Below are 22,723 nucleotides of genomic sequence, written 5' to 3'. Positions count from 1 at the left end.
CAACGGGATTCGACCCCGTCAATAGCCGCCGAACGGCACATGATCGGCCAGCGCCAGGTCGCGGGCGAAGGCCCTCACACGCAACAGGCACCGGGCGACGAGACGGACGGCCGGTGTGTGGCCCGGGCCGTATGCCGCGGCCCAGAGTGCGGGGACGTGTACGGATGGCTGGATATGAGTCATACCTCCAGCTTCGACCCGTACCGGCGGTCGGTCCAACAGATGGTTCAGCCGGCTGCGATCGATAGCGTGGATGGATGGAGATACGCCAACTCCGCCACTTCATGGCGGTGGCCACGCACGGCAGTTCCACCGCCGCCGCCCGTGCCGAGCTGATCGTGCAGTCCGCGCTGAGCACCTCCGTGCGCAACCTCGAACGGGAGCTGGGGGCCGAGCTGTTCGACCGGACCGGCCGGCACGTGACCCTCACAGAGGCGGGCCGGGCGCTGCTGCCGTCGGCCCGGTCGGTGCTCGCCGGGACACAGGCCGCGCGGGACTCGGTGCCGCCGTGTCGGGGTTGGTGACCGGCCGGGTCCGTATCGGCACCATCCAGACGCTGACCTGCGTGGATCTGGCGGCCGAGCCGGCCTCGTACCACCGGCTCCGGCCGGGGGTGCAGATCTCGCTCCGCGAGGCGACGACTCCGGAACTGATCGCGGGGGTACGGGCCGGTGAGCTGGATCTCGCCTTTCTCGCGCCGGACGCGGCCGAACTCCCCGACGGCATGGCCGGGTTCGCGACCTGGCACGAGGACCTGGTGCTGATCACCGCGGCGGGCCATCGGCCGGCGACGGCCGGGCGCACCCTGATCAAGGATCTCGCCGACGAACCGTTCGTGGACTTCCGCGCGGGCACCGGTCTGGAGACCGCGGTGCGGAGGCCGGCCGCGCACTGCGGTCCGGAACGCCGGATCACCTGTGACGTCACTCAGATCCGGCTGCTCGTCGATCTCGTGCGGGCGGGATCGGCGTGGCGATCGTGCCGCGGCGGATCGGTGAGGAGGCGGGGCTGCCGTGTGTGAGCATCCGCCAGCCGGAGCCCGGCCGGACGGTGGCCCTTGCGGGGCGGGCGCCCCGCCCCGCAACCCGGCGGCAAAGGCGCTCCTCGACCGGCTGACCGGCGATGCTCCCCGGGTGGCTAGGGACGCAGGGCGCGCAGCAGCAGGTCGGCCAGGTGGTCGGCGACCTCCTGCTGGCTGAGCGGGCCGTCGGGCCGGTACCAGGTGGACAGATGGTGGACCGAGCCGAAGTGGTAGTCGACGATCAGGTCCGCCGGGGTGGCCGTGGAGAACACTCCGCTCCGCTGGCCCTCTTCCACCAGGGCCCGGAAGCGCTCGTGGTAGCGGCGCCGCTCCACCCGTACCTGCTTGTTCTTCTCCGGGCTGAGGTGGTGCATGGACCGGAAGAAGATCGAGGCGTCGTCGAGGTTCTCGATGGTCGTGACGACCACATCCGCGGCGGCGTCGCGCAGCCGCTGTTCGACCGGGGCGTCGGCGTCGGCGAAGGCGTCGAGGCGCTCCTGCTGAAGCCGGAGCACCCGGGCGTAGACCTCCTGGAGGAGGTCCTCCTTGGAGCCGAAGTAGTGGTAGAGCGCACCCTTGGTGACGCCTGCCGCCTCGACGATCTCCTGGACCGAGGTGCGGTCGTACCCCTGCTCGGCGAAGAGCCGGGTGGCGGCGGCCAGCAGCCGCTGAGGGACGGGGGCCGTGTCCTCGTCCGTCGCCTTGGCCATTGCCGCCACCTTCCTTCCGTACCGTGCGTGAATCCGTGCTGTGCGTGAAACGGTCTACTGAGGGGAACGCAGTTCCCGCCTGAGGATCTTCCCACTCGCCGTCTTCGGGAGTTCGGCCAGGATCTCGACCTCGCACGGGTACTTGTACGCGGCCAGCCGTTCCTTGCAGTACGCACCCACGGCGACGGAGGAACGGAAGGCGTGGACCAGGGTCTCGGCCGGGCCGACGGGGGCCCGCTGGGCCTCGCTGAGCAGGGAGATCCAGGGCTTTGCCGCGTAGATGGAGTCGGTCATGCGCCGGTCTCCTCCCACTTCTGCTGGAGGTGGTTCATATTGCCGAGCCAGTGGTCGGTGTCCTTGGTGCGGGCCCGGTAGAAACCGGCGACCTCGGGGTGCGGCAGGACGAGGAAGCGGTCCTCGGCCATGGCGTCGAAGAGCGCGTCGGCGACCGCCTCGGGCTCGATGGCGCTGGGGGCGAGGACGAGCTCGCCGGCCGATCCGGCGGCGGTGAGCATGTCCGTACGCACGCCCTGCGGGCAGATCGCGTGGACCTTGATGCCGCGGTGGCGGTAGGTCAGCGAGAGCCATTCGGCGAAGGCGACGGCGCCGTGCTTGCTGACGCTGTACGGTGCGGCACCGATCATCGTCAGCAGTCCGGCGGCGGAGGCGGTCGATACGAAGCGGCCGCTGCCGCGCTCCAGCCAGTCCGGCAGCAGCGCCCTCGCCGCGCGGACATGGGCCATCACATTGACGTCCCAGGCGGCGGCCCAGACCTCCTCGTCGGCGAAGACGTCACCGGGCGAGGCGAGGCCCGCGTTGGCGCAGTAGATGTCGACGGTGCCGTCCAGCGCGTCGCGGGCGGCGTCCACGATCTGCGAGGCGTCACCGGTCACGGCGGTGCCGCCGATCTCCTCGGCCAGTGGCTTGATCCGGGCTTCGTCGAGGTCGTTGACCACGACCAGCGCGCCTTCCGCGGCGAATCGGCGGGCCAGAGCGGCTCCGATGCCGCCTCCGGCCCCTGTGACCACTACGCCCGCGCCCTGCACCGTACTCATCGGGTCCCGCCTCTCTCAGCCGACTATCCCGCAGACTAACCAGTCGGTATGTCGTAGTGGAAGGGCTTGACACCGCTCGGGCGGCACTCCTGTCACAACCGACTCGTCCGGCTCATTCCGTATGCGCGCTAGCGTGCGTGGCCATGACAGACGTCGCGATCATGGAGGTAGCTGAATGAGCCTGTCCAGACGTGGTTTGCTGGCCGCCGGCGGTGCGGTGGGAGCCCTCGCGGCGACGGCCGCCGGCACCGGGGTCGCGACCGCCGCCCCCACCCCCGGCAAGGGGCACGGCCGGGTCCGCACCGGCTTCGACCGGCTGGCCGCGGACGGCTACGCGCTGTTGAAGGGGCAGAAGGTCGGGGTCGTCACCAACCCGACCGGGATCACCTCCGAGGTACGCCACATCGTCGATGTGATGCACCCGGACGAGCGGGTGAACCTGGTCGCGGTCTTCGGACCCGAGCACGGCTTCCGCGGCACCGCGCAGGCGGGCGGCTCCGAGGGGCGGTACGACGACCCGGCGACCGGACTCCCCGTCTACGACACGTACTTGAAGAGCGGGCAGCCGCTCGCCGATGTCTTCACCGCGTCCGGCGTGGACACGATCGTCTTCGACATCCAGGACGCGGGCGCCCGCTTCTACACGTACATCTGGACGCTGTACGACTGCATGGAGGCGGCGGCTCTCGCGGGCAAGCGGTTCGTCGTCCTGGACCGGCCGAACCCGGTGACCGGGCGGGCGGCACTCGGACCGGTGCTCGACCCGGCGTTCTCCACGTTCGTGGGCCGCCGGGAGATCTCGCAGGCGCACGGCATGACGGTCACCGAGCTGGCGCTGCTCTTCAACGCGGAGTTCCTGGCCCGGCGGCCGGTGGACCTGCGCATCGTGAAGATGTCGGGGTGGAAGCGCTCGGACTTCTTCGACACGACCGGGCTGCCCTGGGTGCCGCCGAGCCCCAATATGCCGACGCCGGACACGGCGCTGGTCTACTCGGGGACCTGCCTGTTCGAAGGCACGAACCTCTCCGAGGGACGCGGCACCACCCGGCCGTTCGAACTGCTCGGCGCGGAGGGCATCGACCACCGCTGGGCGGCGGCCGCGAACGCGCTCGACCTGCCCGGAGTCGCGTTCCGCGAGGCGTACTTCGCACCGACGTTCTCCAAGTTCCAGGGCAAGACGGTCGGCGGGGTGCAGCTGCACGTCCAGGACCGCGAGGTCTTCGATCCGGTACGCACGGGGATCGCGCTGCTGGTGACGGCGAAGCGGACGTGGAGCGGGTTCGCGTGGCGCTCCGACAACTGGATCGACAAGCTCACCGGCAACACGCGGGTCCGCACGATGATCGACGCGGGGGCGGACACCGATGAGGTGGTGGGGGCGTGGGCGGCGGATCTCGCCGCGTTCCGGGCCGTGCGGAAGAGGTATCTCCAGTACCGGTGAGACGGGCCGGGCGGGCCCGAGGGGTCGGGCCCGCCCGGCACACCGGCTCCGTCCTCGGACGCCGGACGGGCCGGAAATGCCCTACCGGCGGGCGGGGAACTCCACCACCTGCTGGTACGTCGGGCGGTTCTGCCAGTGGATGGACTTCTGGGCGATCCCGCCGAGCGGCCGGTGGACGATCGAGTCCGTGCACCACTGCTCGCCGGCCTTGCAGCTGTCGTCACCCGGGTAGACCTCCGCGGCCGGCTCCGCCGCAGCCGCCTTCAGGGACGCCAGCAGCGCGTCACGGCAACTGGCCAGATCGCCGTTCCCGCAGTACGCCTTGGCCAGCGGACCCTTGACCGGCTGCCCCAGAACCCGGCGCAGGTCCTTGTCCACGAAGCCCCACCAGCCGTACTGGAACGCCGAACCACTGTGCGCCCCGCTCGGCCCGTGGCTGGCCGCCGGGGACTCGTCGGTGGCGAGGTTCGCGGTCAGCGCCCCGTACAGGCCGTCGCCGAGCCCCGGCTTGAACTCGGCCTCGACCAGCTTCGGCCACCATGCGTCCATGATCCGTACCGCGTCGGCGTAGGTGTACGCATGCGATCCGGGGCTGCTTCGCCGCGGGCACCCTCGTGGGTCCTGATGTACTCGACCTGCGCTTCGAGATCGGCCTCGGTGTACGGGGCCTGCGGCCAGAACTGCTGCTCCAGGCCCTGGTTGGCCAGCGCGCCACCGGCGAACGAGGTCAGTTCGCCGCGCCCGATGTGCCGGAAGAGGTCCATCAGCCAGAGCCGGTCCTGCCCGGCTGCGAATCCGGCGCCGAACTCGGTGCCGTAGCGGGTGGTGCCCTTGATGTGCGGGACACCGGACGTCTTGTCACGGGTGATCGTGACATCGTCGCGCGGCGAGGTGACGGACTCGACCTGGTCCTCGGGGACGCCGAACGAGGCGCCGTTGAAGAAGTCGGTCAGCTTCTGGTCGGTGAGACCGGTGTGCCCGGCCACCAGGCCGTTGTAGCGGTCGAGTTGGTCGTCGCTGTGGGCAGGGTGCGTACCGAACGCCTTGTTGCCGAGGATGTCGACGAGTGTGGCGTTGCCGTTCTCGCCGGGCGGCAGGATGTCGTCGCACTGCCCCTGGCAGTAGTCGGTGACGGGTGCGGGTTCCGCTGCCGCGGCGCCGGACTGCGGCGAGGCCGCCAGCAGGGTGGTACCGAGTGCGAGAACCGCCGCGACGGTGGCGGCTCTGAACTTGACGGTGCATGGGGGCATGCGTGCTCCTCCGAGAGACCGATGCGCCGGAGGTTACTGGCGGTATGACCCGTCGGTAAGGTGAACAACAGTCACCTTTTCCGAATCATCACGTGCCGCCGCATGTGGCCCCCATGACGATGAGTCATCTCACATGGTGGACGTCACCCTATGTCGATGGATCCGAATCGGGCAGCCGTACGTCCATTCCTTGACGCCGAAGTACGAGCGACGGAGGTGGCAGTGCAGTGGCCGGATTCCGGAGTCTTGCGAGACAGGTCCGCGATCCGCGGGGCGACCTGGCGCTGCGGCGGTATTCGCTGCGCAAGTGCCTGGAGAGGTTCGCCCCTTACGGGCATCGGGCGACCTGGGATCATCTGTGCGCCCGGCACGGGATCGAGCCCGAGGACCGGTCCCCCGATCCGGTGCGGCTGATGCGCGCACTGGACGAACTGGAGGCGGCGAGGGCCGTCTGGCTCGGATACGAGGCAGGGTTCGCCGAGCGCCGCAGGCGGGAGAAGCACGACGGGCGGCGCAGGCCCGGCGCGTTCGACGACTGGCACCGGCGCACCTGGGGCGGCCACGGCGTCGCCCGCTGCGAGGACCCGACGGTTCACCCCTCGGCGCCGCTCGCCGAGGTTCTCGGCCGGCTGATCGCCGCGCTGGAGTCGGAACCGGGCGTGTCCTGCCCGGTGTGCGCGGGCGCCGAGATCGTCTGGCGGCCGGATCTGGAGTGCGAGCCGTGGTCGGGGCCGGTCTGCACGGGGTGCGGGATCGTGGTGCCGCAGCCGGTGCTCACACCGAGCGCGCTGGCGAAGGCCCGGAGCGCACGGCGCCGGGATCTGGCGTCGGCGGCGTGACGGACAGCGGGAGCGCCCGGCGCGCCCGCCAGGCGTCCGAGCAGCCGGGCCCTCGCCTCTACGGACAGTCGGCCGAGCGGCGCTCCGGCATCAGGCGCGAGCCACTGATCCGCTGACCGGAGATGTCGTCCGGATTGGAGAGCACACAGTTCTCCAGCGACAGACAGCCGCAGCCGATGCAGTCGGTGAGATGGTCCCGCAGCCGGCCCAACTGCTCGATGCGCTCGTCCAGTTCGAAGCGCCATGCGGCGGAGAGCCGCGCCCAGTCGTCACGGTTCGGGGTGCGCTCCTCCGGGAGTTCGGCCAGAGCGTCCCGGATGGTGGCAAGCGGGATTCCGACCCGCTGCGCCGCACGGACGAACGCGACCCTGCGCAGCGCGTCCCTGGTGTAGCGACGCTGGTTGCCACTGGTACGGCGACTGCTGATCAGGCCCTTGGCCTCGTAGAAGTGCAGGGCCGAAACAGCGGCGCCGCTGCGCGCGGAGAGCTGGCCGACCGTGAGTTCATGGAGTGTCTGTGGGATCTGGGGCACCCCTCCAACCCTACTTGTCCACCCTCGGCCGGTCCGTCGTTGACAGGAACGCACCCGCCAACCATGCTGAGCAAGCGCTTAGGCAGGAGCGCGACGCCGGATGGCCGAGAGCTGGAAGGGCAGGGACCAGGGACATGGCAGAGCCGAGGATCTTCACGTCCGCGCAGGAGCTGCGCGACGGGGTGGGCGAGCAGCTGGGCCACAGCGAGTGGCTGGAGATCGAGCAGAAGAGGATCGACCTCTTCGCCGAGGCCACCGGTGACCACCAGTGGATCCATGTGGACCCGGAGCGGGCCGCGGCCGGGCCGTTCGGCACGACGATCGCGCACGGTTACCTCACGCTCTCGCTGCTGCCGGCCCTCGTACCCCAGATCATGCGGGTCGAAGGCATGAAGATGGGCATCAACTACGGGACGAACAAGGTCCGTTTCCCGTCCATCGTGCCCGTGGGCTCACGGCTGCGCGCCACCGGCGTCCTGAAGAGCGTCGAGGAGGCCGGGGGCGGCGTGCAGGTCACCGCCCTCGTCACGGTCGAGCGCGAGGGCGGCGACAAGCCTGTGTGCGTGGCCGAGTCGGTGTCGCGCTACTACTTCTGACGGCGCGGCCCACCGCCGCTACCGCTTGGCAGCGACCATGCGCAGCACGAGGTCGGCGTACAGCTCGCCGACCTCGTCCGGTGTCCGGCTGCCCTGCGCGTTGAACCAGCGCGCCACATCGATGCAGAGCGAGAGCACCGCGAGCGTGGTGCCCGGGATGTCGGGGACGTCGAATTCCCCGGCCTGCACGCCGTCGCTGATGATCCGGCGCACCACCGCGTCGCTCTTGCGGCGCAGCTCGACGATCTCGGTGCGGTGCTCCTCACCGAGGGCGTCCAGTTCGTACTGGACGACGCGGGCCGTGGTGTGCCGTTCGGCGTGCCAGCGGACGAAGGACCGTACAGCCTCGGCCAGCCGCTCGGCGGCCGTGCCCCCGCCGTCGGCGGCTGCCTCCAGGACGAACAGGGCGCGGTCGTGACCGATCCTGCTGATCCGGTGGAGCAGCTCTTCCTTCGTCTTGTAGTGGATGTAGAGCGCGGCGGGGCTCATCCCCGCCCGGCCGGCGATGTCGCGGGTGGTGGTGGCGTGGTACCCGCGCTCGGCGAAGGCTTCGACGGCGGCGACGAGGAGCCTCCTGGCCGCCTCGGGCGTCACCTCGGCCCACGGCGCACTGTCGCCGTCGGTCTCCTCCGCCGTGCTCATCGTCACTCGCCCCTCTCGTCAGCAGGACGAACACCATACCCCGAACCTGAGCAAGCGCTTAGGGTCCGTCCGGGCGGGATCGTCAGGGCTTCTGGAAGGGGTCGTGCTCCGCGAGGATCTTCTCCAGCCGGGCCTGGTCGACCCGGCTGACGATCTGCCCCGCTTCCTGACGGTCACGGATGACCTTGGCCAGGGTGAAGCAGGAGGTGACGAGGTAGAGGACGCCGATCGCGAGGAATCCACGGACCCAGGCGTCGGCGTCCAGGAAGTAGATACCGAGGGTCATCGCGGCCATCGCCACCCCGAAGGACGCGACGGCCTGGCCGTAGAAGGCCGCGGTGCTCTGCTGCTTGACCGATGTTGTGTCACTCATGCCGCCCAGCATCGGCCGACGTGGTGTGCGCCGCATCCGCCCACGTACTCAGCCGGTACTCAGACTCCCGTTCGAGCGGCGACGAAACGGTCAGAAGGCGGAGACCCCCGTCAGCGCGCGGCCGATGATGAGTTTCTGGATCTGACTGGTGCCCTCGTACAGCGTCATCACACGGGCGTCGCGCAGCAGCTTGCCGACCGGGTACTCGTCGATGTAGCCGTAGCCGCCGAAGACCTGGAGGGCGTTGTTGGCGGCGCGGACGGCGGCCTCGGAGGCGAAGAGCTTCGCCTTGGAGGCGGCGGTGGCGAAGTCCTCGCCGCGGTCGATGAGGTCGGCCACCCGCCAGGTCAGCAGCCGGGCGGCGTCGACGTCGACGGAGATGTCGCTGATGAGTTCCTGGACGAGCTGATAGCTCGCGATGGACTTGCCGAACTGCTCGCGCTCGCCCGCGTAACCCACGGCGGCGTCGAGGGCGGCCTGCGCGATACCGACACAGCCGGCCGCGACCGACATCCGCCCCTTGGCCAGGGCGGACATCGCGATGGAGAAGCCCTTGCCCTCCGGACCCATGAGCGCCGAGACGGGCACACGGACGTCCTCCAGGACCACCTCGGCGGTGGCCTGGCCGCGCAGGCCGAGCTTGCCGTGGATGGTGCGGCGACTGAGGCCGGGGGTGTCGGTGGGGACCAGGAAGGCGGATATGCCCTTGTGACCCGGGGTGTCGTCGGTGCGGGCGAAGAGCAGCACCACATCGGCCCAGGTTCCGTTGGTGATGAACATCTTGGTGCCGTTGATGACAAACGAGTCGCCGTCCCGGACGGCCTTCGTCGTCAGGTTTCCGGCATCCGAGCCGGTGCCGGGCTCGGTGAGGCCGAAGCAGCCGATCGCCTCGCCCGCGGTGAGCTTCGGCAGCCAGTGCCGCTTCTGCGCCTCGTCACCCCAGGCCGCGATCGTCTTGGCGACCAGGCCGAGGGATACGGAGACGATGCCGCGGACCGAGGAGTCGCCGCGGCCGAGTTCCTCGGTGACCAGGCAGTACGCGAGGTGGTCGCCGCCCGAGCCGCCGTACTCCTCGGGGACGGTGAGGCCGAGGAAGCCGACGGAGCCCAGCTTCTTCACAATCGACTTGTCGACGTTCTCGGCCCGGTCCCACTCCACGACATGGGGTGCGATCTCACGGGCGACGAAGTCCTTGGCGAGCTGCCGGACGGCTTCCTGCTCCTCGCTGAGCTCCAGGTTCATCCTTCGACTCCCCACCTTTAATTAGCACTGCTAGTTTTTTGCTTGCAGGCCCTACTATGTGCCGCATGGCCCGACCGCGCAAGCCCCTCCTCAGCAGAGACCGCATCGTCGAGGCGGCGAGCGCACTCGTGGACTCCGAGGGGCTCGACGCCGTCTCCACCCGTCGGCTCGCCGCCGAACTCGGGGTCAGCGGACCCTCGCTCTACAACCACTTCCGCAACAAGGACGAGATCCTGGACGCCGTCGCGGACGCCGTGTCCGCCCAGGTCGATCTGTCGATGTTCGACGAGTCGGACACCCGCGACTGGCGCGCCGCCCTGCACGACTGGGCCGTCTCCTATCGTGCGGCGCTCACCGAGCACCCGCACATCGTCCCGGTACTCGCCCAGGGCCCGGGACGCCGCCCCGCCGGCCTGCGGGTGGCCGACGCGGTCTTCGGTGCGATGGTCAGGGCCGGCTGGCCGCCTGCCCAGGCGACGTACATCGGGGCCCTGATGCGCTACTTCATCACCGGCTCGGCCCTCGGTTCGTTCGCCCGCGGCTTCGTCGACGACGAGACGGCGTACGACCCCGCGGACTATCCGCACCTCGGCCAGGCCCATCTGCTGGCCGACCGCCGCCAGAAGGTCGACGAGGGCGCGTTCGAGACCGGGCTGCGAGCGCTGATCGACGGCCTCTCCCTCCAGTACGGGCAGTTGGCATCCGCCGGGACTGTTCGGCCGGCACCGAAGCGTTCCTGACGCATCCTGGAACACATGGCACGCATGGCACACCCCGACCCGGCCGCACCCCGCCTCGCCGCCCTGGCCACGCTCCTCGCCGACGAGACCCGCGCGGCCTTCTGCCTGGCCCTGCTCGACGGCCGCGCCTGGACCGCGGGCGAACTGGCCAGATACGCCTCGGTGGCACCGTCCACCGCCAGCGAACACCTCGGCAAGCTCGTCGCGGGCGGGCTGCTGGCCGAGGAGCGGCAGGGCCGCCACCGCTATCTGCGGCTCGCCGACGAACGGACCGCGCACCTCGTGGAGGACCTGGCGGCCCAGGTCGTCCCCCACACCGCGCCCGAGATGCCGCGCACCCTGAGCGCGGCGAGCGCCGGCAGCGCACTCGCTCGCGGCCGCACCTGTTACGACCATCTCGCGGGCCGGATCGGCATCGAGATCGCCGATGCCATGACCGTACGGGGACTGCTGAAGCAGGACACCGGCTTCGCGCTCACCGACGACGGGCTCGGCTGGTTCGGCGGACTGGGTATCGGTCTGGAGTCGAGGTCGCGGCGTCCGCTCGTACGGAGCTGTCTGGACTGGACGGAGCGCAGGCCGCATCTGGCAGGGGTCGCGGGAGCAGCGCTGTGCCGCCATGTGCTGGATGCCGGGTGGTGCGTACGGATCGGGTCCGGGCGTGCGGTGAGAGCGACCCCGGACGGGGAACGGGCGCTGTACGAGCATCTGGGCATCGAGCCGTCCACCATTCGGTAGGTGCCGAACGGTCGCGGCCCTACGGTCGGTCCATGACGACGACACCCGCCCCGGCGGCGACACCCGCGGCACATCGTGACTGGCGGGCCCCTGCCGCGGCCTGCACCACTGTGCTGCTGTGGGCCTCCGCCTTTGTCTCCATCCGCAGCGCCGGGGATGCCTACTCGCCCGGTGCGCTCGCTCTCGGCCGGCTGCTCGCGGGCTCCCTGGCGCTGGGCACGTTGCTGCTGCTGCGGCGCGAGGGGCTGCCGCCGCGGGCCGCCTGGCCGGGGATCATATGGTCGGGCCTGCTCTGGTTCGGCCTCTACATGGTGGTGCTCAACTGGGGTGAGCAGCAGGTCGACGCGGGCACGGCCGCGATGGTGGTGAACATCGGTCCCCTCCTGATCGCGCTGCTCGGTGCCCGGATGCTCGGCGAGGGGCTGCCCGGCAGGCTGATCGCGGGCATGGCCGTGTCGTTCGCGGGCGCCGCCGTGGTCGGACTCTCGATGTCGGGGCACGGGGACGCGTCGGTGCTCGGCGTGGCGCTCTGTCTGCTGGCCGCGGTGGCGTACGCGGCAGGGGTGGTCAGCCAGAAGCCGGCGCTGCAGCACGGCTCCGCACTGCAGATCACCACGTTCGGCTGCCTGGTCGGCACCCTCGCCTGTCTGCCGTTCTCCGGTGCGCTGATCTCCGACGCCGCCGACGCGCCCCTGTCCGCCACCCTGAACGTGGTCTACCTCGGCCTCTTTCCTACCGCGTTGGCCTTCACCACCTGGGCCTACGCACTCGCCAGGACCACCGCGGGGCGGATGGGAGCAACCACCTATGCGGTGCCCGCGCTGGTGGTACTGATGTCCTGGCTGCTGCTGGACGAGGTGCCCGCGCTGCTCACCGTCGGCGGGGGTCTGCTCTGTCTGGCCGGGGTGGCGGTCTCCCGGATGCGTCCGCAGACTGGCCTGACGCGGAAGAACCCGGCACAGCCGGTGGAGGGACGCCGACATGACACGGAGCGCCAAGCAACCGAGCGGCCGTAAGAATGAAGACGGAGAAGAAGTCGGCCGGGGCCCGGGAAGCCATGCTGGACGCCCTCACCGAGGCGGCCCGTTACGGCGGCTCCGGGCTCGACGGCGACCCCGGCCGCCGTCGAGGGCGGCCGGGGTCCCTTCCGGGCAACGGTCAGAAGACCACCAGGGCCCGCCCGCCCTTGCCCGCGATCATGTTGTCGAAGGCCGCCGGGATGCCGTCCAGCGCGATCCGTTCGGTCACCATCATGGAGAGGTCGAACCTGCCCGCCAGGATGTGCTCGGCGAGGACCGGCAGGTCGCGGGCCGGGTCGCTGTTCCCGTACACACAGCCCATCAGAGAGCGGCCCCAGTGGAAGATCTCCAGGGCGTTGAAGGACACCAGCTGGTCCTTGCCACCGATGCCGACGACCGTGGTGCGGCCGCCGCGGCGGGTGGAGTCCCAGGCGCCCCGGATGGTGGCGGGCCGTCCGACGCACTCGATCGCGACGTCGGCGCCCTGGCCGCCCGTGAGTCCCCGGATCGCGCGCGGGGTGGTGTCGGAGGCGATCACGTAGTCGGTGGCGCCCGCCTGCCGGGCCAGTTCCTCCTTCTCGGGGGACACATCGACGGCGATGATTTTCGAGGCGCCCGCGATCCGGGCGGACTGGAGCACGGCGAGGCCGACACCGCCGATACCGAACACCACGACGGACTCGCCGGGGCGCACCCGGGCGCTGTGGCGGACCGCGCCGTATCCGGTGAGGACCGCGCAGCCGAGCAGGGCGGCGTCGGTGAGCGGGATGCCGTCGGGGGCGGGCAGGGCGCAGTTCGCGGCGACGACGGTCTCCTGCGCGAACGCCGCCACATTCAGGCCGGGGTGGAGTTCGGTGCCGTCGGCGGTACGGGCATGGATGCCGGCCGCACCGGACAGCGCATTGGCGCAGAGCCAGACCTCACCGATCCCGCAATGGTGACAACTTCCGCAGGACGGGGCCCAGTTGAGCACGACGCCGTCGCCGGGCGCGACATGGGTGACGCCCTCACCGACCGCGACGACGGTGCCCGCACCCTCATGACCGAGGACGGCGGGGACGGGCACCCGCACGGTGCCGTTGGACAGGGAGAGGTCGGAGTGGCAGACGCCGGCGGCGGCGAGACGGACTCGCACCCGGCCGGGTCCGGGCTCCGGGAGTTCGATGTCGGTGATCTCCAGGGGAGCTCCGACGGCGGGCAGTACGGCGGCGCGGACCACGAACAGGCTCCTTGACGGTCGGCAGCGGGGATCGGGGCAGGGGAGGAAAGGTCAGAACTGCAGCGACTTCGTCTGGAGGTACTCGGCGAGTCCGTGCGAACCGAGCTCGCGGCCGACGCCGGACTGCTTGTAACCGCCGAACGGGGCAAGCGGGTTGAACCGGCCCCCGTTGATGTCGACCTGCCCGGTGTCCATCCGGCGGGCGAAGGCCACCGCCTCGGCGTCGTCGCCCGCCCAGACCGCTCCCGCGAGCCCGTACACGGTGCCGTTGGCGATGCGCAGGGCGTCGTCCTCGTCCTCGTAACGGATGATCGAGACGACCGGGCCGAAGATCTCCTCCTGGGCGATGGTCATCTCCGGGGTGACGTCGGCGAACACGGTGGGGCTGACGAAGTACCCCTGCTCGCGCGGGGCTTCGGGGCCGCCCGCGACGAGGCGCGCACCCTCCGCCACGCCCTTCTCGATGTAGCCGCGCACCCGTGCGTGCTGCTTGGCGTTGACGAGGGGCCCGATGCGGTCGCCGTACTTGGCGGCGGCCTCCGCGGCGAGCGCGACCGCCTCGTCGTACTGGGAGGTGTGCACGAGCATGCGGGTCCAGGCGCTGCACGTCTGGCCGGAGTTGCCCATGACGTTCGCGATGCCGACGCCGACGGCCTTGGCGAGGTCCGCGCTCGGCAGGATGACATTGGCGGACTTGCCGCCCAGTTCGAGGGCGACGCGCTTGACGGCTGCGCCGGCCGTGGCACCGATCTGCTTGCCGACGGCGGTGGAGCCGGTGAAGGAGACCAGGTCGACGCCCCCGTGCTCGGCCAGCGCCTGTCCCGCGACCGGGCCGAGGCCGGTGACCAGGTTGAACACGCCCGCGGGGATTCCCGCTTCATGGGCGGCCTCCGCGAAGAGCTGGGCAGTCAGCGGGGTGTCCTCGGCGGGCTTGAGGACGACTGTGCAGCCCGCCGCGAGCGCGGGGGCGACCTTGGCGACGATCTGGTGCAGCGGGTAGTTCCATGGCGTGATCGCGCCGACGACGCCGACCGGTTCGGCGTAGACGGTGGAGTTGCCGACCTTCTCCTCGAAGGCGTACGAGGCGGCGAGTTCGGCGTACGAGCCGGCCACCAGGATCGGTACGCCCGCGTGCACCGCCTGCGAGAACGGCAGCGGTGCGCCGAGTTCGGCGGTGACCGTCTCCGCGATCTCGTCCTTGCGGGCGACGAGGGCGTCGCGCAGGGCGGCGATCTTCGCGGCGCGCTCGGCGGGCGGGGTCGCGGCCCACGCGGGCAAGGCCTCACGCGCGGCGGACACGGCGGCATCGACGTCCTCGGCGGTGCCTGCCGGGACATGGGCGATGACCTGCTCGTCCGCCGGATCGACCACCGCGATCAGGTCCGTGCCTGCGGCGGCCCGCCACTCGCCGCCGATGTACATCCCGTCGTGGGCCTTCATCGCATTCCTCCCGGGGTGCCGTGGTTACGGCGTAGTCGTCCGCGTCCCAAACTAGCGCTGTTAGTTTTTGGGCGCCAGGGGCCATTCCCATGGCTCCCGTCACGGTGTCACGCCATGCGCCGAAAGTCCGCCCGCCCTGGCCAGTAATACGCCAGTAACGGCCTCCTCCTGGCGTCCGGCACCAGCCCGCCCCACCCCGTGCTTCCCCTCGTAGGCCCGGGTACGGGGCCGGCTCCCTCGTACCGGCCCAGGAGGAGCACTCCATGCACCTGCCCCGGGGATCAGGAACTGCTGGTCACCATCCTCTCCGTGCTGCGGGAGCATGCGCGCCGGTCCGGCCTGCCCGGCGAAGCGGTATCCGTCGGCCGGCAGGCACTGAACCTGGCCGAGCACACGGGCGATCCGACGGCGGTCGCCTTCGAGCGCGCCAATCTGGCCGAACTGCATCTGATGCTGCGCGAGTTCGCCGAGGCACGGGCACTCGCCGAGGCGGCCGTCCGGGATGGGGAACCGAGCCCCGCCCGGTCCACCCCGTACGCCCTGGCCGCTCTGGCCCGGGTCCGGACCAGAACGTTGTCAGCCGAGCTCCGCGGCCTGCGTACCGGGGCTCTCGAACTGGGTGCGGTACAGCTCCTCGTACCGGCCGCCGGCCGCGAGGAGTTCTTCGTGGGTGCCCCGCTCCACGATCTGCCCGTCCTCCACGACAAGGATGAGGTCGGCCGCCCGTACGGTGGACAGCCGGTGGGCGATCACGACTGCCGTGCGTCCGGCGAGCGCTTCGGTGAGCGCCTCCTGGACGGCCGCCTCGGAAGTGTTGTCCAGGTGGGCGGTGGCCTCGTCGAGAATGACGACGCGCTGGCGGGCCAGGAGCAGCCGGGCGATGGTCAGCCGCTGGCGTTCGCCGCCGGAGAGGCGGTAGCCACGTTCGCCGACGACCGTGTCGAGCCCGTCGGGCAGCGAGGCGACCAGACCGTCCAGGCGTGAGCGGCGCAGCGCGTCCCAGAGGTCCTCCTCGGTGGATTCCGGCCGGGCGAGCAGGAGGTTGGCGCGGACCGACTCGTGGAAGAGGTGGCCGTCCTGGGTGACCATGCCGAGGGTGTCACGCAGGGTGTCGGCGGAAAGGTCGCGTACGTCGATGCCGCCGATGCGTACCGAACCCTCGTCCGTGTCGTACAGGCGCGGCAGCAGTTGCGCGATGGTCGACTTGCCCGCGCCGGACGAGCCGACGAGTGCCACGGTCCGGCCGGGTTCGGCGCGGAAGGAGACCCCGCGCAGCACTTCGCTGCCGCCGCGGGTGTCGAGGGCCGCGACGTCCTCGAGCGAGGCGAGGGAGACCTTGTCGGCGGACGGGTAGCCGAAGCGTACGTCGTCGAACTCCACGGACACCGGCCCTTCCGGGACCGTCCGTGCGTCCGGCTTCTCCTCGATGAGCGGCTTGAGGTCGAGGACCTCGAAGACCCGCTCGAAGCTGACGAGGGCGCTCATCACCTCGACGCGCGCCCCGGCAAGGGCGGTGAGCGGCGCGTACAGCCGGGTCAGCAGCAGGGCCAGGGAGACGACCGCGCCCGCGTCCAGTTGCCCGCGCAGGGCGTAGAACCCGCCCAGCCCGTAGACCAGGGCGAGCGCCAGCGCGGACACGAGGGTCAGGGCGGTGATGAACGCGGACTGTGCCATGGCCGTGCGCACCCCGATGTCACGCACCCTGCCCGCTCTGGCGGCGAATTCGGCGGACTCGTCGGCAGGCCGGCCGAAGAGCTTGATCAGTGTGGCGCCGGGTGCGGAGAAGCGCTCGGTCATCCGGGTCCCCATCGCGGCGTTGTGGGCCGCGGCTTCCCGCTGGAGCCTCGCCATCCGCGTACCCATGCGGCGCGCGGGCAGCACGAACACCGGCAGCAGCACCAGTGCGAGCGCGGTGATCTGCCAGGAGATGGAGAGCATGACGCCAAGGGTGAGGAGCAGCGTCACGACATTGCTGACGACGCCGGAGAGTGTGTTGCTGAAGGCGCGCTGGGCGCCGATGACGTCGTTGTTGAGGCGGCTGACGAGCGCGCCGGTGCGGGTGCGGGTGAAGAACGCGATCGGCATGCGCTGCACATGGTCGAAGACGGCGGTACGCAGATCGAGGATCAGCCCTTCACCGAGGTTCGCCGAGAGCCAGCGGCTGACCAGGCCGAGTGCCGCCTCCGCGACGGCGATCACGGCGATGAGCAGGGACAGCCGAGTGACGGTGCCCCCGTCCTCGCCGGTCACGATCGCGTTCACGACGCGGCCTGCGAGGACGGGGGTGGCGACGGCGAGCAGCGCCGTCGCCACGCTCAGTACCAGGAACAGCGCGACCCGGCGCCGGTGCGGGCGGGCGAACGCGGCGATGCGCCGCAGGGTGTTCCGGTCGAAGGGGCGTCGGTCCTGCTGCGCGTTCATGACGTTGTGGAGCTGCGTCCACGCGGTGGCTTCCATGCTCATGGAAGGAACGTACGACCTCCAGTGGACTTGAGGTCAACCGCCCGGAGCCGTCCGGTGCTCCTGGGGTCTCTGGGACCCTGATCCGCCGGACAGGCCCCTGGACGTCGAGACCCGGGATGTCCTTGGGCAGTGGGCAGATCCGGCGGCCGTGGTGGTCGAAGACGTACAGGTGCGCGAGATCGACCAGGAGCGGGACCTGTCCGCCGGTGCGAGGTGCGGTTGCGGTCCACGGGGCGCTGTCGGGGCCGGGGCGCCGGCACGGCCGCGGTCGCTTCGGCGTTTCTGGCGCGCCCGCCGCGTACCCCCGGCCCCGCCGCCGCGAGCAGGAGCGCGCCGAGCGTGACGAACGGTGCCGCGGCGCCCGCCACTCCGGCGATGAACCCGCCCTGCCGCTGAGGGCGCAGCCGCCTGCGATCAGGACGACGCCGATCGGCAGCAGGGGCGCGCACCGGCCGTGGTCGGTCCTGCGCCCGAGCGGGACGGCGGCGAAGAGCGGCAGGAGCGCGTACACCGCCGTGATCACACCGATGGCACGCTCTTCCCCAAGCTCTCAACTGCGTTCGAGCAGGGGAGACCCCGTTCGCCCAGCGAGAGAGCCCGGTAGGAGACGGCGGGCCGCGCCATCGACACCGCTCCCTGCACGGAGGCGAAGGCGATGACGAGGCGCAGCAGCCGGCTCCTGCCGGGCTCTTGTGTACGCGGCACGGTCAGATGATTCCGAAGAGGAGTCCGGCGCAGAGCACCACGAGTGAGGTGAGCGCGGCCCACTTGACGGTGAACCTGGTGTGGTCGCCGAACTCGACCTTCGCCATGCCGACGAGGACGTAGACGGCCGGGACCAGCGGGGAGGACATGTGCAGGGGCTGTCCGACCAGGGAGGCGCGGGCGATCTCCAGCGGGGAGACACCGTGGGCGGCACCGGCCTCGGCGAGCACGGGGACGACGCCGAAGTAGAAGCCGTCGTTGGACATGAAGTATGTCAGCGGGATGCTCAGGATGCCGGTGACGATCGCCATGTGCGGGCCCATGCCGTCGGGGATCGCGCCGACGAGCCAGTCGGCCATGTGGTCGACCATGCCGGTGCCGGAGAGGACGCCGGTGAAGACGGCAGCCGCGAAGACCATGCCGGAGACGTTGAGGACGTTGTCGGCGTGGGCGGCGATACGAGCCCGCTGGTCGGGCATGTGGGGGAAGTTGACGGTGAGGGCGAGGGCCGCGCCGAGCAGGAAGAGCACCGGGATCGGCATCAGTTCCATGATCATCGCGGTGAGCAGCGCGACGGTGAGGCCCGCGTTGAACCAGTAGAGCTTGGGGCGCAGGGTGGCCCGGCCCGGGTCCAGACCCTTGAAGCCCTCGTCCGCATTCGCTTCGGCGTCTTCGGCCTCGTCGCCGTCCGCGCCCGTGCCCGCACCGCTTCCGCTTCCGCCGGAGCTCTTGCGGGTACGGTCGCTGCCGCCGCCCGTCCCGACGAGAACCGTCTCCGACTCCGTGACCGTCTCGGTGGCCAGCACCTCGTCGAGGGTGAGCGTGCCGAGCCGCTTGCGCTCGCGCCGGCCCAGAACGACGGCCAGGAGCAGGACGGCGAGCAGTCCGACGCCGAGCGCGGGAATCATCGGGACGAAGATGTCGCCCGCGTCCAGCTTGAGCGCGGTGGCGGCGCGGGCGGTGGGGCCGCCCCAGGGAAGGGTGTTCATGACGCCGTTCGCCGTGGCGGCGACACCGGTCATCACGACCAGGCTCATCTTGAGGCGCTTGTAGAGCGGGTACATCGCCGAGACGGTGATCATGAAGGTGGTGGAGCCGTCACCGTCGAGCGAGACGATCGCCGCGAGCACCGCCGTACCGACCACGATCCGCATCGGGTCGGCCTTGCAGAAGCGCAGGATGCCCCGCACGATCGGGTCGAAGAGGCCGACGTCGATCATCACACCGAAGTAGACGATGGCGAACATCAGCATCGCGGCGGTCGGGGCCAGATTGCCGACGCCCTCGATGACGTAGTCGCCGAGCTTCGCGCCCTTCCCGACGGCGACGCAGAACAGTGCGGGAATCAGGACCAGCGCCGCGATCGGCGACATCTTCTTCATCATGATCAGGACCAGGAAGGTCGCAATCATGGCAAAGCCGAGGATTGTCAGCATATGGGATACCTATCGTTCACCCTTGAACTCCCACCGGAGTCGGCGGTGCGGATGACGTTAGGGCGCGCCTCACAGCGTTAACAAGATGTTGACATGCGAGCAATACGAGCAAAACCCCAGGTCAATGCGGGGATCACGTGAGGGGCAGAACCGGCGGAACCCCCTGGGTCACGGCGTCGGGTGTCGCGGCGGGCGTCACCGACACCGGGATGCCGTTGAGCACGGCGGTGCCGGAGAGCGGGTCGAGCCGGCTGCCGTCGAGAAGCTGGTTGACGTTGACGCCGGGGTGGGCTGCGGCAATGGACAGCCGCGTTCCGGGGCGGTTGTGCCCCCACCCGTGCGGGAGGCTCACCACTCCGGTGCGTACGCCTTCCGTGAGCTCGACCGGGGCGGTCACGGAGCCGCCGTCCGATGTGACCGTGGCCGGGCCGCCGTCCGTCAGTCCGAGCCGGGCCGCGTCGGCGGGGTGGATCTGCAGGGTGCAGACGTTCGAGCCGCCGTTCAGCTCGGCGATGTTGTGCATCCAGCTGTTGTTGGAACGCAGATGGCGGCGGCCGACGAGAAGGAGCGCGTCCGGTCCGCGCCGGACGGCCAGGGCGCGGCGGAGCCTCGGCAGATCGGCGGCGATCGGCGCGGGGAGGAGTTCGATGCGTCCGCTGCGGGTGGTGAGGATCTCCGGGATCCGGGGCCGGAGCGGGCCGAGATCGATGCCGTGCGGGTGGGCGAGCAGCCGTTGCAGGGTGAGGCCGTCGGGGGCGGCGCCGAAGCCTTCGCCGTACGGGCCGAGGCGGAGCATCAGGTCGAGGCGGCGTTCGGGTCCGGTGCGGCCGGTGAGGGAGGCGGCGAGTTCGGCGGGGGTGCGGCCGTGCACGGGCGAGTGCGGGTCGGCGACGGCCCTGGTCAGCATCCGGTCGATGACCACGGCATCGACGGCGGACGGGTCGGTGCCGTGCATCCCGGAGACGGCGAGGACGAGCCGGGCGAGGATCTCGCTCTCGTCGAGCAGACCGTCGTCGAGGGGGACGGCGGGGCGGGTGTAACGGACCTGGTTGCGCACGGCGAAGGCGTTGAACGCGAAGTCGAAGTGGGCGCTCTGCGAGGGCGGCGGCGGGGGGAGCACCACGTGTGCGTGGCGTGAGGTCTCGTTGAGGTACGGGTCGACGCTGACCATGAAGTCGAGTCCGTCGAGAGCCCGGTCGAGACGGTCGCCGTCGGGTGCGGAGAGTACGGGGTTGGCGGCGAGGACGATCAGGGCGCGGATCCGGCCCTCCCCCGGCGTCTCGATCTCCTCGGCGAGCGCGGAGACGGGCAGTTCACCCTTGGCCTCGGGGTGTCCGGAGACCCGGCTCGACCAGCGCCCGAGGGCAAAGCCCTTGCCGGGGGTGGCGGGACGGGGAGCGCGGGCGGTGGCGGAGAGCGGGAAGAGCGCGCCGCCGGGGCGGTCGAGGTTGCCGGTGAGGATGTTGAGGACGTCGACGAGCCAGCTGGCGAGGGTGCCGTGTTCGACGGTGCAGCTGCCGATGCGTCCGTAGACGGCGGCGGTGGGGGCGGCGACGAGTTCCCGGGCGATCGTACGGATGGTCGCAGCGTCCACGTCGCACGCTCCGGCAACCGCCTCGGGCGTGAACTTCCGTACCGCTTCGGCTACTTCGCCGAGTCCTTCGACATGCTCGGCGAGTTCACCGGGGTCGGCGAGCTTCTCCTCGAAGAGTACGTGGGTGAGTGCGGCAAGGAGCAGGGCGTCGGTGCCGGGGCGGATGGCGACGTGCCGGTCGGCGAGGCGGGCGGTTCGGGTGCGGCGCGGGTCGACGACGGTGAGGGTGCCACCGCGGCGGCGCAGCGCCTTGAGTTTGCCGGGGAAGTCGGGGGCGGTGCAGAGGCTGCCGTTGGATTCGAGGGGGTTGGCGCCGAGGAGCAGCAGATGGCCGGTGCGGTCGAGGTCGGGCACCGGGATGGCGTTCGGGTCGCCGAAGAGCAGTCCGCTGGAGACGTGCTTGGGCATCTGGTCGAGGGTGCTCGCGGTGAACAGGGCGCGGGTGCGGAGGGCGGAGAGCAGCGCGGACGGGTAGAGCGCGCCGGCCATGGTGTGCACGTTCGGGTTGCCGAGGACGACGCCGACGGCCTGTTGCCCGTGCTCCTCGGTCAGTGCGGGCAGGGTGCGGGCGATCGCGTCGAACGCCTCGCTCCAGCTCACCTCCGTCAGGACGCCGTCCTTTCGGACGAGCGGGGTGCGCAGCCGGTCGGGGTCGGAGTCGAGCCCGCCGATGGACGCGCCCTTGGGGCAGATGAAGCCGCGGCTGAAGACATCGTCCCGGTCGCCCCGGGCGCCGGTGATCCTGGTCCCCTCGATGGTGAGGGTGAGTCCGCAGGTGGCCTCACAGAGGGGGCAGATGCGCAGGGCGGTGCGGGAGCTGCTGGGGTCGTGCGGCATGGGCCCTCCCCGGGGCGGCGACAGCGGTGGCGCGCGTACGTGGGCAAGCACGGCTGAGCATACCGACCGGTACGCATGGTGGGGAGGTGTTGCCGCGACGATATTGCCGGGCCTTGAGACGGGCGTGGGGCGGGTCGGGGGGCGGGTCGGGGGACGGGTCGGGGGGAGGGGTCCTGGGACGAGGCCCTCGCGGTCAGTCCAGGACTTGTGCGAGGTAGGCCCGGAGCAGGAGGCGGGTCTCGCCGACGATGGCCCGGTCGCCCGACGGGTCGGTGCGGAAGGCGAGTTGGAGGAGGGCGTCGGCGGCCTCGACACAGACCAGGACGGTCCGGCGCAGCTCCTCGTCGGGGGCGCGGCCGAGGTGCCCGGAGAGCAGCTCGGTGAGCCGGCCGGCGACCCGGTGGTTGGCGTCACCGGCCGGGTCGTCGTCGGGGGCCGGAGCGCCGAAGTCGACGAGTGCGAAGCCGGCCATGGAGCGCTTCATGGCCAGGTATTCGTCCAGGACGGCATCGATGGCGCTGCGCCAGTCGGCGGCCGGGATGGCGGCGAGGCGGGCGGTGATGCGTTCGGCGTAGCTGTCCAGGTTGCGCCGGGCGAGCGCATCGGTCAGCGCGCGCTTGTTGGAGAAGAACCGGTAGACGGAGCCGATGGGGACCTCGGCACGGACGGCGACGGCACGGGTGGACAGCTGCTCGTATCCGGTCTCGTCGAGGAGTTCGGCACAGGCGTCGAGTATCCGGGCGAGGCGTTCGGCGCTGCGCTGCTGCACGGGGGCGCGGCGGAGGTTCGTGTTCGCATGGGGCACGGGATCCATGATGCCGTGGGTCTCCT

Annotated in this window: 20 protein-coding genes and 4 pseudogenes; 7 read left to right on the top strand and 17 right to left on the bottom strand. The window is 70.8% G+C overall.

Annotated elements, in window-relative coordinates:
* Positions 1-18: 18 nt before the first annotated feature.
* Entirely contained in the window at positions 19-183 is a 165-nt protein-coding gene (locus NRF20_RS35025) for a hypothetical protein (RefSeq protein WP_266362756.1), read from the bottom strand.
* 74 nt (positions 184-257) lie between these two features.
* Here NRF20_RS35025 and NRF20_RS35020 point away from each other — a divergent pair.
* Positions 258-1,199, top strand: a pseudogene (locus NRF20_RS35020) (LysR family transcriptional regulator).
* Here the strand turns inward: NRF20_RS35020 and NRF20_RS35015 are convergent.
* The 3 genes and pseudogenes from NRF20_RS35015 to NRF20_RS35005 form a co-directional block, all read right to left on the bottom strand.
* Entirely contained in the window at positions 1,138-1,731 is a 594-nt protein-coding gene (locus NRF20_RS35015) for a TetR/AcrR family transcriptional regulator (RefSeq protein WP_266362754.1), read from the bottom strand. The pseudogene NRF20_RS35020 and the gene NRF20_RS35015 sit on opposite strands and share 62 nt — an antisense overlap.
* 54 nt (positions 1,732-1,785) lie before the next feature.
* Positions 1,786-1,911, bottom strand: a pseudogene (locus tag NRF20_RS35010) (AMP-binding enzyme); the annotation flags it as partial.
* A gap of 110 nt (positions 1,912-2,021) precedes the next feature.
* Positions 2,022-2,786, bottom strand: a complete 765-nt coding sequence (locus NRF20_RS35005; RefSeq protein WP_398629141.1) for an SDR family oxidoreductase — start codon at positions 2,784-2,786, stop codon at positions 2,022-2,024.
* Positions 2,787-2,961: 175 nt separating this feature from the next.
* Here NRF20_RS35005 and NRF20_RS35000 point away from each other — a divergent pair, with 175 nt between their 5' ends.
* Entirely contained in the window at positions 2,962-4,227 is a 1,266-nt protein-coding gene (locus NRF20_RS35000) for an exo-beta-N-acetylmuramidase NamZ domain-containing protein (protein WP_398629142.1), read from the top strand.
* Between the two features lie 81 nt (positions 4,228-4,308).
* Here NRF20_RS35000 and NRF20_RS34995 read toward each other — a convergent pair whose 3' ends face one another.
* Positions 4,309-4,776, bottom strand: coding sequence for a penicillin acylase family protein (locus NRF20_RS34995; RefSeq protein WP_413753902.1), 468 nt, complete (start codon positions 4,774-4,776; stop codon positions 4,309-4,311).
* Positions 4,777-4,817: 41 nt separating this feature from the next.
* A pseudogene (locus NRF20_RS34990) lies at positions 4,818-5,477 on the bottom strand (penicillin acylase family protein); the annotation flags it as partial.
* Positions 5,478-5,704: 227 nt separating this feature from the next.
* Here NRF20_RS34990 and NRF20_RS34985 point away from each other — a divergent pair.
* Positions 5,705-6,316 (top strand): hypothetical protein, encoded by a 612-nt coding sequence (locus tag NRF20_RS34985; RefSeq protein ID WP_398629143.1) that lies wholly within the window; start codon positions 5,705-5,707, stop codon positions 6,314-6,316.
* A gap of 58 nt (positions 6,317-6,374) precedes the next feature.
* On the opposite strand, the gene soxR is transcribed toward NRF20_RS34985, so the two are convergent.
* Positions 6,375-6,848 (bottom strand): redox-sensitive transcriptional activator SoxR, encoded by a 474-nt coding sequence (gene soxR / locus NRF20_RS34980; protein WP_413753901.1) that lies wholly within the window; start codon positions 6,846-6,848, stop codon positions 6,375-6,377.
* Positions 6,849-6,982: 134 nt separating this feature from the next.
* On the opposite strand from soxR, the gene NRF20_RS34975 reads away from it, so the two are divergent.
* The gene (locus NRF20_RS34975; protein WP_266362744.1) at positions 6,983-7,444 is read left to right on the top strand and encodes a MaoC family dehydratase; all 462 of its coding nucleotides are present in this window, start codon (positions 6,983-6,985) and stop codon (positions 7,442-7,444) included.
* An 18-nt stretch (positions 7,445-7,462) separates the two neighbouring features.
* Here the strand turns inward: NRF20_RS34975 and NRF20_RS34970 are convergent, their stop codons facing one another.
* The 3 genes from NRF20_RS34970 to NRF20_RS34960 form a co-directional block, all read right to left on the bottom strand.
* Positions 7,463-8,086, bottom strand: a complete 624-nt coding sequence (locus NRF20_RS34970; protein ID WP_266362742.1) for a TetR/AcrR family transcriptional regulator — start codon at positions 8,084-8,086, stop codon at positions 7,463-7,465.
* Between the two features lie 82 nt (positions 8,087-8,168).
* Positions 8,169-8,459 (bottom strand): YiaA/YiaB family inner membrane protein, encoded by a 291-nt coding sequence (locus tag NRF20_RS34965; protein WP_266362740.1) that lies wholly within the window; start codon positions 8,457-8,459, stop codon positions 8,169-8,171.
* A gap of 90 nt (positions 8,460-8,549) precedes the next feature.
* Positions 8,550-9,701, bottom strand: coding sequence for an acyl-CoA dehydrogenase family protein (locus NRF20_RS34960; RefSeq protein ID WP_413753900.1), 1,152 nt, complete (start codon positions 9,699-9,701; stop codon positions 8,550-8,552).
* A 65-nt stretch (positions 9,702-9,766) separates the two neighbouring features.
* On the opposite strand from NRF20_RS34960, the gene NRF20_RS34955 reads away from it, so the two are divergent.
* From NRF20_RS34955 to NRF20_RS34945, 3 genes are read left to right on the top strand one after another with little or no spacing between them, the layout of a single operon-like run.
* Positions 9,767-10,441, top strand: coding sequence for a TetR/AcrR family transcriptional regulator (locus tag NRF20_RS34955; RefSeq protein WP_398629148.1), 675 nt, complete (start codon positions 9,767-9,769; stop codon positions 10,439-10,441).
* A gap of 15 nt (positions 10,442-10,456) precedes the next feature.
* Positions 10,457-11,179, top strand: coding sequence for an ArsR/SmtB family transcription factor (locus NRF20_RS34950; RefSeq protein WP_398629149.1), 723 nt, complete (start codon positions 10,457-10,459; stop codon positions 11,177-11,179).
* 32 nt (positions 11,180-11,211) lie between these two features.
* Entirely contained in the window at positions 11,212-12,195 is a 984-nt protein-coding gene (locus NRF20_RS34945; protein ID WP_398629150.1) for a DMT family transporter, read from the top strand.
* Positions 12,196-12,337: 142 nt separating this feature from the next.
* Here NRF20_RS34945 and NRF20_RS34940 read toward each other — a convergent pair whose 3' ends face one another.
* The 7 genes and pseudogenes from NRF20_RS34940 to NRF20_RS34910 form a co-directional block, all read right to left on the bottom strand.
* Positions 12,338-13,417, bottom strand: coding sequence for a Zn-dependent alcohol dehydrogenase (locus NRF20_RS34940; protein WP_398629151.1), 1,080 nt, complete (start codon positions 13,415-13,417; stop codon positions 12,338-12,340).
* A 51-nt stretch (positions 13,418-13,468) separates the two neighbouring features.
* Positions 13,469-14,857, bottom strand: coding sequence for an aldehyde dehydrogenase family protein (locus tag NRF20_RS34935; RefSeq protein WP_398629152.1), 1,389 nt, complete (start codon positions 14,855-14,857; stop codon positions 13,469-13,471).
* Positions 14,858-15,433: 576 nt separating this feature from the next.
* The gene (locus NRF20_RS34930) at positions 15,434-17,320 is read right to left on the bottom strand and encodes an ABC transporter ATP-binding protein (RefSeq protein ID WP_266362728.1); all 1,887 of its coding nucleotides are present in this window, start codon (positions 17,318-17,320) and stop codon (positions 15,434-15,436) included.
* A gap of 376 nt (positions 17,321-17,696) precedes the next feature.
* Positions 17,697-18,025, bottom strand: a pseudogene (locus NRF20_RS34925) (hypothetical protein); the annotation flags it as partial.
* Positions 18,026-18,027: 2 nt separating this feature from the next.
* On the bottom strand, positions 18,028-19,461 hold the full coding sequence (locus NRF20_RS34920) for a CitMHS family transporter (protein ID WP_398629153.1): 1,434 nt from the start codon (positions 19,459-19,461) through the stop codon (positions 18,028-18,030).
* A 133-nt stretch (positions 19,462-19,594) separates the two neighbouring features.
* The gene (locus tag NRF20_RS34915; RefSeq protein WP_398629154.1) at positions 19,595-21,892 is read right to left on the bottom strand and encodes a molybdopterin oxidoreductase family protein; all 2,298 of its coding nucleotides are present in this window, start codon (positions 21,890-21,892) and stop codon (positions 19,595-19,597) included.
* Between the two features lie 193 nt (positions 21,893-22,085).
* The gene (locus tag NRF20_RS34910; protein WP_398629155.1) at positions 22,086-22,706 is read right to left on the bottom strand and encodes a TetR family transcriptional regulator; all 621 of its coding nucleotides are present in this window, start codon (positions 22,704-22,706) and stop codon (positions 22,086-22,088) included.
* Positions 22,707-22,723 lie beyond the last annotated feature (17 nt).

The sequence above is a fragment of the Streptomyces sp. R-74717 genome, assembly GCF_047305335.1.
Taxonomy (GTDB): Bacteria; Actinomycetota; Actinomycetes; order Streptomycetales; family Streptomycetaceae; genus Streptomyces; species Streptomyces atratus.
The sequence above is the reverse complement of the archived record's forward strand: the minus strand, read 5'-3'. Positions and strand labels throughout refer to the sequence as shown.